The sequence below is a fragment of the Bacillus sp. 1NLA3E genome (genome assembly GCF_000242895.2).
GTDB lineage: Bacteria > Bacillota > Bacilli > Bacillales > Cytobacillaceae > Bacillus_BU.
In genome coordinates this window covers 106,779-119,171 of the sequence record NC_021171.1, presented here as the reverse complement: position 1 = coordinate 119,171, position 12,393 = coordinate 106,779, and the positions used below count along the sequence as shown (strand labels likewise).

Genomic DNA, 12,393 nt, shown 5'->3' with positions numbered 1-12,393 from the left:
AGCTTACGCGCCTTGTTCTTCTTTTTGGTCTGCCACAGCTTTTGTAGCAAGAGCAAGATTGCGAATAGGTGCTTGAAGAACGCTGAGTAACATAGATAGTAAACCTTCGCGAGATGGTAGTTCCGCAAGAGCTTTAACCTCTTCTACTGAAGCAATCGTTCCTTCAATAATACCTGCTTTAATTTCAAGCGCTTCGTGTTTTTTCGCGAAATCATTTAAAATTTTTGCAGGAGCAACAACATCTTCGGCACTGAACGCAATTGCGTTAGGACCAGTAAGAGCTGTGTTTATTTCAGAAAGATCAAGTGAATCTGCCGCACGGCGAGTCATTGAGTTTTTATAAACCTTAAACTCAACGCCTGCTTCACGAAGTTGCTTACGAAGTTCAGTCACTTCTCCAACAGTCAAGCCACGGTAGTCAACCACGATCGTTGATTTACTTGCTTTTAATTTGTCAGCAATTTCTTCTACGATTTGTTTCTTTTGTTCGATAGCGTTGCTCATCTTTACACCTCCTGTAGTTTTACTACATTCATACCGGCCAATAAAAAACCTCCACGTCGAGCAGACATGGAGGATTGTATACAATAGTGAATCTTAAAATCTATCGTATGACCTCGGTAGGATATTAAGTCAAGTTGACACCTACTGTCTGCGGTACAAATGTTATATAATTCAACAACAAATCACATTATATTAAATGTAAATCTGTTTGTCAACATCCATTATTTTACTAAAACAGATGATGGATCAACTTTAACGCCAGGTCCCATCGTTGAAGTAACAGTTACGTTCTTCATATAAGTACCTTTAGCAGCTGCAGGTTTAGCTTTTACCATTGTTTCAAAAACAGTGTTGAAGTTCTCAACTAACTTTTCGTTTTCGAAAGATTGTTTACCGATTGGAACATGGATATTCCCGGCTTTATCAACACGGTACTCAACTTTACCAGCTTTAATTTCGTTGATTGCTTTTGTTACATCAAATGTAACAGTACCTGTTTTAGGGTTTGGCATTAAACCTTTAGGTCCTAAAAGACGTCCAAGTTTACCAACTTCACCCATCATGTCAGGAGTTGCCACGATTACATCAAAGTCAAACCAACCTTGTTGGATTTTGTTGATGAATTCAGAATCTCCCACGTGATCTGCACCAGCAGCTTCTGCTTCTTTCGCTTTTTCACCTTTTGCGAAAACAAGTACGCGTTGCACTTTACCAGTTCCGTTAGGAAGCACAACAGCTCCACGAATTTGTTGGTCAGCTTTCTTAGGGTCTACGCCTAAACGGAAAGCTACTTCAAGAGTTGCATCAAACTTAACAGTGCTTGTCTTTTTTGCAAGATCAATTGCTTCTGCAATTGGGTAAGCTTTAGAACTATCTACAAGCTTCGCAGCTTCTAAATACTTCTTACCTTTTTTAGCCATTTTAAATTTCCTCCTTGAATGTGGTTTTAGCGGAATAACCTCCCACGAATAAAGGTTGCGAGTGAAATCTCAATGCCCCGCAACCTCTTCAAACCCTACAAAAATATTACATGGATTAATCTTCGATAACGATACCCATGCTGCGAGCAGTACCTTCAACCATACGCATAGCCGCTTCAACACTAGCTGCGTTAAGATCAGGCATTTTCTGTTCAGCAATCTCGCGTACGGTCGCACGCTTAACTGTTGCTACTTTATTACGGTTTGGTTCACCAGAACCAGACTTGATTCCAGCTGCTACTTTCAAAAGAACTGCAGCAGGAGGAGTTTTCGTAATAAATGTAAATGAACGGTCCTCAAATACCGTAATTTCAACAGGAATGATTAAGCCAGCTTGATCAGCTGTACGAGCATTAAACTCTTTACAGAATCCCATGATGTTAACACCTGCTTGACCCAATGCAGGACCAACCGGCGGTGCTGGATTTGCTTTTCCAGCTGGGATTTGTAATTTGACTAACTTAATTACTTTTTTAGCCACGAGACACACCTCCTTAAAGTCCGTGATGTGGTAATAGGGAATTCTCCCTCCCACTCATAGAAAAGTCTTTATATTAAGATAAAGAACTTGACATTTGCCTTGTCTCTTAGATGAGACATATTGACCTATGAAATTTTATCACTTTTTCGTGACAATTTCAAGTTCTTTCAAATTATAATTTTTCAATCTGTGTAAAATCAAGCTCCACAGGCGTATCCCGACCGAACATATTAACAAGTACTTTTAATTTTGACTTGTCTTTTTCAATCTCTTCAATAGATCCCGTAAAGTTTGCAAATGGACCTTCCTTAACACGAACCGTTTCTCCTAGTTCAAAGTTAATGTCAATCCGAGTCTCTTCGACACCCATCCGTTTTAAAATTACAACAACTTCTTCATCAAGTAATGGAGTCGGCTTCGAGCCTGATCCTGATGAACCTACAAAACCTGTAACTCCAGGTGTATTGCGGACAACATACCAAGAATCATCCGTCATCACAATTTCCACAAGAACATAGCCTGGGAACACTTTGCGTTTTACCACTTTTTTCTTACCATTTTTAAAATCCGTTTCTTCTTCTTCAGGCACAATTACACGAAAGATTAAGTCTGCCATTCCCATGGACTCAACGCGCTTTTCTAAGTTCGCCTTCACTTTATTCTCATAACCAGAGTAAGTATGAACAACATACCAGTTCTTTTCCATTCAAGAGGACTAATTCGTCCGTCCCTCCCCATCAATAAAATCTTTTTAACAAAACTAACACGTACATTTTTTTACAATGAAAAAACCCGTTAACCGGGCTTCCACATGTCTGCATTATTTTCCATTATACCATGGAATACTAAGGGTTATTCAAGAATTAAGCGAATCAATTCAGAAATTCCATAGTCAAGCGCTGCAAAAAAGAGTGCAAAAAATGTAACCGTTGATAAAACCGTAATCGTATAACGGGTTAATTCCTTACGTTTTGGCCAGCTGACCTTTTTTGTTTCACGAACTACATCACGGAAGAATTTAGTTATGCGTTGCATTAAGTAACCTCCAACTGTCTATCTATAATAACAAAGCAATTATTTAGTTTCCTGATGGATTGTATGAATACCACACGTTTTACAAAATTTCTTTAATTCGAGTCTTACTTGCGTTTCTTTGTTGTTAATTGTTGTATAGTTTCGCGAACCACAGCTCACACAAGCCAATATTACTTTTTTCTGCATAAAAACACCTACTAAATTCACCTATTATTCCTTTAAAAATGTAACATGTCAAGTTATACGTGTCAATAAGCGACAAAAAATTCACAAAACTGTCCTATCATAATAAATACCATTTTTGTCAAATCGAAAACTCGCGAATCTCCAAATATCTTTCTAGTTTCCTTTTCACACGTTGGAGAGCATTATCGATTGACTTCACGTGACGATTTAGTTCCTCAGAAATTTCCTGGTATGATTGCCCGTCCAAGTATAATGCGAGAACTTTTCTTTCAAGATCGCTTAATAGCTCTTTCATCTTAATCTCAATATGATCAAATTCCTCTTGGTTAATTATCAGTTCTTCTGGATCCAATACTTTTGCCCCAGAAAGAACGTCCATTAAAGTTCGATCTGACTCTTCATCATAGATTGGTTTATCCAATGAAACATATGAATTCAAAGGTATGTGCTTTTGCCTGGTGGCGGTTTTTATCGCTGTGATAATCTGTCTTGTAATACATAATTCTGCAAACGCTTTAAAGGAAGTCATTTTTTCTTCACGGTAATCACGAATGGCTTTATACAAACCAATCATTCCCTCTTGGACAATATCCTCTTTATCAGCGCCAATTAAAAAATAGGATCTTGCTTTTGCCCGTACAAAATTTCGATATTTATGGATGAGGTAATCTAGTGCATCACTCTCACCATTGTGCACTAATTCGACCAATTCTTCATCCTGAAGCTGTAAATACCGCTCATTATTTCTTGTGCTGAAGTCCGTACTCATGCAAATCCCCCCGACCACACATGCATAGATAGAAATATTATACAGTAGGTTTTTTTTAAGCGTCAACCTTTGGTCATCGTTCTCGGCGCCATTTTTCGAAAATTTTGGATATTTCGTCACTTAGAGGAATTTTAGAAACTGGTTTTTTTTCATGAAAATTCCTAACACTTGTTTCAATTTTTTTCTGTATCGTGGTCATTTCATTAAGCAGTTCTCTTGCTGACTTTCTTAAAGCCCCTTGACCAAAAATAACCCATTGTTCTGTTAAATCAGAGGTGGCAACATGTATTTGTGTCCTACGGTTGTTTAAGCTGCTCGCTAGTTTCTCAATTCTTTCGTCAGCAGATTCATTTTCTTTTGTGAAAATGACTTCAACCTTATAATTATTGTATTTTTTTTCGATTCCCTGTACATAATGGGCATCAAAAACGACAATCACTTGAAATCCCGTATAAGCTTGATATTCTGCCATTTTCTCCACTAAAGAATCTCTAGCCGCACCTAAGTCCTTTTTTTTCAAGGCGATTAATTCTGGCCAAGCTCCAATAATGTTATATCCGTCCACTATCAGGATGTCCATGGTCATTCCCCTAGAGCGTGTCTTTTTCGATAAACCTCATACATGAGGATCGCCGCAGCAACAGAGGCATTTAGTGATGTAACGTGACCGGCCATTGGTAAATTAATCAAAAAGTCACATTTCTCACGGATTAGCCGCCCCATCCCTTTCCCTTCACTGCCAATTACTAGACCTAATGGCATACTTCCGTCGAAAGAACGATAATCTTCGCTTCCCTCTGCATCCGTTCCAGCAATCCAAACCCCACGGTCTTTTAGATCGTCGATCGTTCGAGCCATATTAGTGATCCGTACGACAGGAACATATTCGATGGCTCCGGTAGAGGATTTGGCTACTGTAGAGGTTAACCCAACTGCTCTCCGTTTCGGAATAATAATACCATGTGCACCAACAGCATCAGCCGTTCTCATAATTGAACCTAAATTGTGTGGATCTTCAATTTCATCTAAAAGCAAAAAGAAAGGAGGTTCATTTTTCTTATCTGCCGCAGCAAACAAATCATCCAATTCAGCATATTGATAAGCAGCAACCGCAGCAATAACCCCTTGATGATTCCCTTCTGACATTTGATCTATCTTCTTCTTTGGAACAAGTTGTACCAACACATTATTTTCTTTAGCTAATTTGGTCACCTGTTGCATTTGCCCACCTTGAGAACCTTCTGCAATGAAAATTTTATTAATATCTCGGTTTGCTTTAAGTGCCTCAATGACCGGGTTTTTCCCAATAATGTAATCTGAATTCATCACATGCGTCCTCCTTTCTTTTCTTCTACAATAAGAAAAGCCTTCTTAACTAATTCTTGTAACCGAACTTCATTCTTGGATAAATATAAAGTTCCAATTAATGCCTCAAATCCTGTACTGTATCGATATGTTTGCACATCTGTGTTCTTGGGCACACTCCCGGATTTCGCATTTCGCCCTCTTTTTAACACAGCAATCTCATCTTCACTAAGGATTGCTTCCTCGATAAATTGATGAGCGACCATTGCCTGTGCTTTAGCAGATACATAGTTGGTCGCTTCTCTATGCAATTGATTCGGCCTGACCTTACCAGTTTGCAACAGATGATGACGAACGTACGTTTCAAATACAGCATCCCCCATATAGGCAAGGGCTAGACTATTTAACTGTTTTTCATCAATGACACGTTCATATTGAAGCATGAGTTAACCCCTTTTCCATCTAGTTCCTTGCGGAGTGTCCTCTAAGATAATATTCATATCCTTTAATTGATCACGAATTTGATCCGACAGCTGGAAATCTCGATTTTTTCTTGCTTCAATCCGCTGTTCAATTAACGTTTCAATTTCTATATCTAACAATTCTTGATTTTCAAGTGAAAGCCCCAATACTCCAAAAAGCTTTTCAAATAAGGACGTAAAAGCGTTGATTACTTCTGTAGATGTATTTTTCTCCAACAAGTAATAATTTGCCTGTTTTGAGAGTTCAAACAAGACAGAAATGCCGTTTGCAGTATTAATATCATCATCCATTTCACGAATAAATTCACCCTGGAGATCGCTGATTTTACCAATCCATTCCTGATCATTTTCCGTTAAATTAGTACTAGCATCAATTCGATGTTTCAAATTCTGATATGAGGTTTTCAATCTCTCTAAAGCTGCTTTTGTATTTTCTAATAACTCATCACTATAATTAATTGGATTCCGATAATGGACAGAAAGCATAAAGAAGCGAACCACTTCCGGAGCATGTTTTTTAATAATATCGTGAACTAATACGAAATTGCCAAGCGACTTCGACATCTTTTCGTTATCAATATTAATATAACCGTTATGCATCCAATATCTTGCAAAAGGTTTCCCACTTAATGCTTCTGATTGAGCAATCTCATTTTCGTGATGTGGAAAAGTCAAATCCTGTCCACCAGCGTGAATATCGATCGTATCACCTAAATATTTTTTTGCCATCGCTGAGCATTCGATATGCCAACCAGGACGGCCCATACCCCACGGACTTTCCCAAGCAATTTCGCCTGCCTTGGCCGCTTTCCATAGTGCAAAATCTAAATCATCTTGCTTCTTTTCCCCAACATCAATCCTGGCTCCAACCTTTAACTCATCAATTGATTGATGCGACAACTTCCCGTAGCCTTCAAACTTCCTTGTTCGAAAATAAACATCACCTGCTGATTCATAAGCAAATCCTTTATCCACTAACTCAGAAATAAAATCGATAATAATGTCCATGTTCTCAGTAACACGCGGGTGAACATTTGCCTGCTTGCACCCCAAAGCGGAAACATCTTCAAAGTAAGCATCTATAAAGCGGTTAGCAATCGTTGGAACATCTTCACCTAATGTTTTTGCTGCTTTAATTAATTTGTCGTCTACGTCGGTAAAGTTAGAAATAAACTGAACATCAAATCCTCTAAATTCAAAATATCTCCGGACTGTATCAAAAACAATCGCTGGTCGAGCATTACCAATATGAATATAGTTATAAACTGTCGGGCCACAGACATACATTTTAATTTTCCCTGGTTCTATGGGGACAAATTCTTCTTTTTTTCTAGTTAGTGTATTATAAATTTGAATAGTCATTTTTTAATGACTCCTTTCCTTATGCAACACATCTAATTCCTCTTTTAGTCGTTCGATTTCATCACTTAATTCTTTAAAACGATCCGCAATTGGGTCCGGTAAATCTTTGTAATTAAGATCCTTTTTAATGCGTACACCGTCTTGGACAACTACTCTTCCTTTTATTCCAACGACAGTGGAATTCTGAGGAACATCGTTAAGCACAATTGCTCCTGCCCCAATTTTTGAGTTTTCACCAATTGTAATCGAGCCTAGAACTTTTGCTCCAGTAGCAATGAGTGCATTATCCTTAACTGTCGGATGTCGCTTACCCTTTTCTTTTCCAGTACCGCCCAATGTTACTCCCTGATATACAGTTACATTATTCCCTATTTCACACGTTTCTCCAATTACAACACCCATGCCATGGTCAATAAAGAATCTCCTCCCGATTGTAGCACCAGGATGAATTTCAATCCCTGTGAAAAAGCGACTTATCTGTGAAATGACACGAGCAATAAAATAAAGTTTTCTTTTATAAAGTCCATGCGCCAATCGGTGTGACCAAATTGCATGCAATCCAGAGTAGGTTAGTATAACTTCTACATAGGTCCTGGCTGCCGGGTCCTGTTCAAAAATGACTTCTAAATCCTCTTTTAATACTTTAAACATTGCACTCTCTCCCTTTGTAAGGTCAATGAAAGATTCCTCTATTTTAAACAGCACACCGTAGTTTTGATTTCCCCAAAAAACAAAAAGACGCCTCTGTCGGTGACAGAGACGCCAATAGCGCGGTTCCACTCTGTTTAGACCGTTATGATTCCTCTTCCAACGCCCCTAATATCTCATAGGTGGAAAAAAGACAAAAATGCGGTCTCAAACTTAACCTGTTAACGGAGGGGTCCGCCCAAGCCTACTTGGAAAATAGACCTTTCGACATGGGACTCGGAGGGGCATTTCAAAAAACAAGAGGTCTGAACCACTTTCAGCCTAAGATGGTTCTCTCTGAAAAACATTGTTTTTTTACTTGTCCTCTTCAACGCTTTCTCACTTATAATACTTTTACTATATTACATTTTTCTCGGGTTGTTAACTAACAAAATAATTATTTGCTTAAAATATTATTAAATCTTTTTATGATATTCTCTTTTCCAATCAAAGCGATCGCCTTTGGTAAATCTGGTCCATGGGTTTGTCCAGTGGCAGCCACTCTTATTGGCATAAATAATTTTTTCCCTTTATGCCCTGTTTCCTTTTGAACCGCTTTAATCGAAGCACTAATTTCTGGTGCTGAAAGCTCTGGTAATTCAGCAATTTTCTCTATAAATGCTTTCAAAACTTCTGGAACCTGCTCTTCCGAAATAACAGACATAGCTTCCTCATCATACGTTACATCTTCTTTAAAAAACAACTTGGAAAGCTCGACAATTTCCGCCCCATAACTCATTTGGTCTTGATATAGAGAAATTAGGCTTCGTACCCACTGGCTTTCCTGCTCGTCCATTTGCTCTTTAACGAGTCCGGCGTTAATTAGATGTGGCAATGCTAGCGATACAGTTTGGTCAAGCTCCACTTTTTTCATATATTGATTGTTCATCCAAGTTAACTTCAACTGATCAAACAAGGCAGGAGACTTTGATAGACGTTTTGCATCAAAAATCTCTATTAACTCTTCTTTTGAAAAAATTTCTTCCTCACCAGTAGGTGACCAGCCAAGCAAGGCAATAAAGTTAAATAATGCTTCAGGAATATATCCTAGTTGCTCATATTGCTCAATAAACTGAATAATACTTTCATCACGTTTACTTAATTTCTTTCTGCTCTCATTAACAATTAAGGTCATGTGCCCAAAAACAGGCGGCTCCCACCCTAATGCTTCATAAATCATTAGTTGTTTCGGTGTATTAGATATATGGTCATCTCCACGTAGGACATGTGAGATGTCCATTAAATAATCATCGACAGTGACAGCAAAATTATAGGTTGGAATCCCGTCTTTTTTCACAATAACAAAGTCACCGATTCCTTCAGATTCGAAAGAAACAACACCTTTTACCATATCATCAAAAGAGTAAACTTTCCCTTGAGGAACTAGAAAACGAATACTTGGCTTTCTTCCTTCAGCTTCTAACTTTGCACGATCCTCTTCTGTTAAATGACGGCATTTTCCCGAATAGGCAGGTGTATCGCCTTTCGCAGTTTGTTCTTCTCTTTCTGCCTCAAGCTCTGCTTCGGTACAATAGCATTTATATGCTTGACCTTTTTCAAGAAGATCGTTGAAGTGTTTTTCATATATATCGTTTCGTTCAGATTGACGGTATGGTCCGTATTCCCCACCAACGTCAATACTTTCATCCCAGTCCATTCCAAGCCATTTCAAATATTTTAATTGGCTCTGCTCTCCACCCTCAATATTACGTTTTTGGTCAGTATCCTCGATACGGATGATGAATTTTCCCCCAAGATTCCGGGCAAATAAGTAATTAAACAGTGCCGTACGAGCATTACCAATATGTAAGTGCCCAGTTGGACTAGGCGCATAGCGTACACGAATATTTTTTGACATGCTTACTTCCTCCTGTATTCCTATTTCTGATATATTGTAGCATCAGACAAATTTCTAATAAAGACTAAAGTACCCTTTTTAATAAAACTACAGCTTGAGCAGCAATCCCTTCCTCGCGTCCTGCAAAGCCTAGCTTTTCGGTTGTCGTAGCTTTTACATTTATTTGATTATTGGCTACTTGTAATATCTCAGCTATTCTACTCTTCATAGGCTCAATATATGGCGCCATTTTCGGCTTCTGAGCAATAATCGTACAATCTGCGTTAACTACCTCATAACCTGCTTCTTTAACAATTTGATATACATGCTCTAAAAGATGTGCTGAATCAGCATTTTTAAAAGCCGGATCAGTATCTGGGAAATGTTTTCCGATATCTCCTGCTCCAATAGCACCAAGGAGAGCATCAGCAATAGTATGTAAAAGCACATCGGCATCTGAGTGGCCTAATAAGCCTTTCTCGTATGGAATGGCTATTCCCCCGATAATAAGGGGGCGACCCTCTGTTAATTGATGAACATCAAAGCCTTGTCCGATCCGAAACATAGAAACATTCTCCTTTGTCTAGCTCCAGCGGCTAGCCCCTCGAGGTCTTAAGTCTAATCTCTCCAGATCCTATCGTCTCTTGCGTGATTCGCCTTAAGCTTGTCGGGGCTGAGCGAGCCGCTTCCGCTTTTCGTTTTAACGTCCTATTGATTGACGTTTTCTTATTATTGCATCAGCAAAGTACAAATCCTCAGGTGTAGTTAGCTTAATATTGTCGTAGCTTCCTTCAACAATAGTAATACTGTAGGGAATTCTTTCTACTAAACTGGCTTCATCTGTACCAAGGAAACCTTCCCTTTGAGCACAATGATGTGCATCTAGTAAGATGGAAATACGAAAAGCTTGTGGGGTTTGGACAGCCCACAAGCTGGAACGTTCAACGGTTTCCACGATTTTTTTATCATGCACCTTTTTTATCGTATCCTTTACCGGAACTGCCACAACTGCTGCACCATCCTTTTGGGCAGCGGCTGTGACTAGGTGGATTGTTTCTTCATGAATAAACGGCCTTGCTCCATCATGAACAAGAACAATCCCTTCAGACTTTACCGCTTGGAGGGCATTGTAGACACTATCCTGCCGCTCATTCCCACCAGATGCAAATGATAGAACTTTATTAATTTTATATTTCTTGATAAGTTTTGAAAACTCTAACTCATCGCTCGGCTGAATAGCCAAAACGATACCATCACAGTCCTCATCTTCTTCAAAAACCAATAAGGTATGAATCAGTACAGGTATTCCGTTCAAAGGAAGAAGAAGCTTATTTTTCCCCGCTCTCATTCTTTTCCCTTGACCAGCTGCCGGGATTACAACCTGATAACCCATAGATACTCTCCTCTAATTATAGCGCTTTTTCAAGCAATTTTGGTTTTGCAAAAATCATTCTTCCTGCAGAAGTTTGCAAGACACTTGTAACAAGAACGTCGATCCGCTTTCCTATATAATCTCGACCGTCCTCGACCACAATCATCGTTCCATCATCCAAGTAAGCAACACCTTGATTGTGTTCTTTTCCATCTTTAATAACTTGAACATTCATTTCTTCCCCTGGTAAAACAACCGGTTTTACCGCATTGGCTAAATCATTAATATTTAGGACTGAAACATTTTGCAATTCGCAAACCTTGTTTAAATTAAAATCATTCGTAACAACAACACCGTTTGTTATTTTCGCTAATTTTACTAGCTTGCTATCAACTTCTTGAATTTCTTCAAAATCGCCTTCATAAATTTCAACTTTAATAGCCAATTCCTTTTGAATCCGGTTTAAAATATCAAGGCCTCTTCGACCGCGATTTCGTTTTAATACATCAGATGAATCAGCAATATGCTGTAATTCCTCTAACACAAATTGCGGAATCACAATGGTTCCTTCCAAAAAACCGGTCTGACAAATATCAGCTATTCTTCCATCAATAATCACGCTAGTATCTAATATTTTCATGGCGGTTAGGAGCTCCTGTTTATCAGACTCCTCATCCCCAGCCCTCTTCTTCTTGTTTGAAAATAAGTTTGATAATTCATCACGCTTTTTAAAACCTACTTGATAACCTAAATAACCAAATAATAATGTTAATAAAATTGGAGCAACTGTATTAATAACAGGTACTTGGATTGCATTTAAAGCAAAACCTATTAAAAAAGCTACCACCAAACCAAAAACTAAACCAACACTTCCAAAGATAATATCCGTAATCGGAGCCCTGACAAGAGATTCCTCTACCCATTTCATAAAATCAGTAAAATAATCTACTGCCCAAAAGGTAATAAGATAAAAAATAAGTGCACCAAAAATTGCGGATATATATGGATTGTTGATTAGAGGAATGTTGTCAAAATTTATTAATTTCAATAAATCAGGGATTAAGAAAATACCCAATGTCCCCCCGATTATTAAAAAACAAGCTTGAATAATTCGTTTTAACATTCCTTCACCTCCTATCTATTCATTATAAACAATTTGACTAAATTGAAACCTGTTTTACATAGTTTTTTAAGAATGTAATAATAATGAAATAAATTGATATTATATACGTATTAACCTATAAAAGGTTTCAAAATCGGGGAATATCCTCGGGAAATAATGAAACCACATGATAAGGGTAGCATGGGAAAAATAGGGTGTCAATCAAATGTATAATTCTACCATAGGAAAATACATCCTTCAAGCCTTACTTCAGGAAAATTGACCTATTCA

General features: G+C 38.2%; 16 protein-coding genes and 2 other annotated features. All 16 genes read right to left on the bottom strand.

The features are described from left to right. Positions 1–3: 3 nt before the first annotated feature. The 16 genes from rplJ to B1NLA3E_RS00540 all read right to left on the bottom strand — a co-directional run bounded on the left by rplJ (position 4) and on the right by B1NLA3E_RS00540 (position 12,123). Positions 4–504, bottom strand: coding sequence for a 50S ribosomal protein L10 (gene rplJ, locus B1NLA3E_RS00610; RefSeq protein WP_015591947.1), 501 nt, complete (start codon positions 502–504; stop codon positions 4–6). A gap of 33 nt (positions 505–537) precedes the next feature. Further along, positions 538–676: a sequence feature (ribosomal protein L10 leader region), on the bottom strand. 49 nt (positions 677–725) lie between these two features. Next, on the bottom strand, positions 726–1,424 hold the full coding sequence (rplA, locus tag B1NLA3E_RS00605; RefSeq protein WP_015591946.1) for a 50S ribosomal protein L1: 699 nt from the start codon (positions 1,422–1,424) through the stop codon (positions 726–728). Positions 1,425–1,539: 115 nt separating this feature from the next. Beyond that, complete coding sequence (gene rplK, locus B1NLA3E_RS00600) at positions 1,540–1,965, bottom strand: 50S ribosomal protein L11 (RefSeq protein WP_015591945.1); 426 nt, start codon at positions 1,963–1,965, stop codon at positions 1,540–1,542. A 172-nt stretch (positions 1,966–2,137) separates the two neighbouring features. Further along, the gene (nusG, locus tag B1NLA3E_RS00595; RefSeq protein ID WP_015591944.1) at positions 2,138–2,671 is read right to left on the bottom strand and encodes a transcription termination/antitermination protein NusG; all 534 of its coding nucleotides are present in this window, start codon (positions 2,669–2,671) and stop codon (positions 2,138–2,140) included. A 146-nt stretch (positions 2,672–2,817) separates the two neighbouring features. Next, positions 2,818–3,000, bottom strand: coding sequence for a preprotein translocase subunit SecE (gene secE, locus B1NLA3E_RS00590; RefSeq protein ID WP_015591943.1), 183 nt, complete (start codon positions 2,998–3,000; stop codon positions 2,818–2,820). Positions 3,001–3,039: 39 nt separating this feature from the next. Next, the gene (gene rpmG / locus B1NLA3E_RS23460) at positions 3,040–3,186 is read right to left on the bottom strand and encodes a 50S ribosomal protein L33 (protein WP_083935032.1); all 147 of its coding nucleotides are present in this window, start codon (positions 3,184–3,186) and stop codon (positions 3,040–3,042) included. 118 nt (positions 3,187–3,304) lie between these two features. Continuing rightward, entirely contained in the window at positions 3,305–3,955 is a 651-nt protein-coding gene (gene sigH / locus B1NLA3E_RS00585) for an RNA polymerase sporulation sigma factor SigH (RefSeq protein ID WP_015591941.1), read from the bottom strand. Between the two features lie 73 nt (positions 3,956–4,028). Next, positions 4,029–4,535 (bottom strand): NYN domain-containing protein, encoded by a 507-nt coding sequence (locus B1NLA3E_RS00580; RefSeq protein ID WP_015591940.1) that lies wholly within the window; start codon positions 4,533–4,535, stop codon positions 4,029–4,031. Positions 4,536–4,537: 2 nt separating this feature from the next. Then, on the bottom strand, positions 4,538–5,281 hold the full coding sequence (gene rlmB, locus B1NLA3E_RS00575; protein WP_015591939.1) for a 23S rRNA (guanosine(2251)-2'-O)-methyltransferase RlmB: 744 nt from the start codon (positions 5,279–5,281) through the stop codon (positions 4,538–4,540). After that, the gene (locus tag B1NLA3E_RS00570; protein ID WP_015591938.1) at positions 5,281–5,703 is read right to left on the bottom strand and encodes a Mini-ribonuclease 3; all 423 of its coding nucleotides are present in this window, start codon (positions 5,701–5,703) and stop codon (positions 5,281–5,283) included. Before B1NLA3E_RS00570 ends, rlmB begins: the two co-directional genes overlap by 1 nt. 3 nt (positions 5,704–5,706) lie before the next feature. Further along, entirely contained in the window at positions 5,707–7,104 is a 1,398-nt protein-coding gene (cysS, locus tag B1NLA3E_RS00565; RefSeq protein WP_015591937.1) for a cysteine--tRNA ligase, read from the bottom strand. Positions 7,105–7,107: 3 nt separating this feature from the next. Continuing rightward, on the bottom strand, positions 7,108–7,797 hold the full coding sequence (cysE, locus tag B1NLA3E_RS00560; protein ID WP_268870664.1) for a serine O-acetyltransferase: 690 nt from the start codon (positions 7,795–7,797) through the stop codon (positions 7,108–7,110). A 59-nt stretch (positions 7,798–7,856) separates the two neighbouring features. After that, positions 7,857–8,132 (bottom strand) — a binding site (T-box leader). Between the two features lie 56 nt (positions 8,133–8,188). Next, positions 8,189–9,649 (bottom strand): glutamate--tRNA ligase, encoded by a 1,461-nt coding sequence (gltX, locus tag B1NLA3E_RS00555; RefSeq protein WP_015591935.1) that lies wholly within the window; start codon positions 9,647–9,649, stop codon positions 8,189–8,191. Positions 9,650–9,713: 64 nt separating this feature from the next. Next, on the bottom strand, positions 9,714–10,193 hold the full coding sequence (gene ispF, locus B1NLA3E_RS00550) for a 2-C-methyl-D-erythritol 2,4-cyclodiphosphate synthase (RefSeq protein WP_015591934.1): 480 nt from the start codon (positions 10,191–10,193) through the stop codon (positions 9,714–9,716). Between the two features lie 135 nt (positions 10,194–10,328). Further along, a complete protein-coding gene (gene ispD / locus B1NLA3E_RS00545) occupies positions 10,329–11,021 on the bottom strand; it encodes a 2-C-methyl-D-erythritol 4-phosphate cytidylyltransferase (protein ID WP_015591933.1) in 693 nt (230 codons plus the stop codon). Positions 11,022–11,037: 16 nt separating this feature from the next. Continuing rightward, positions 11,038–12,123 (bottom strand): PIN/TRAM domain-containing protein, encoded by a 1,086-nt coding sequence (locus tag B1NLA3E_RS00540; RefSeq protein WP_015591932.1) that lies wholly within the window; start codon positions 12,121–12,123, stop codon positions 11,038–11,040. Positions 12,124–12,393 lie beyond the last annotated feature (270 nt).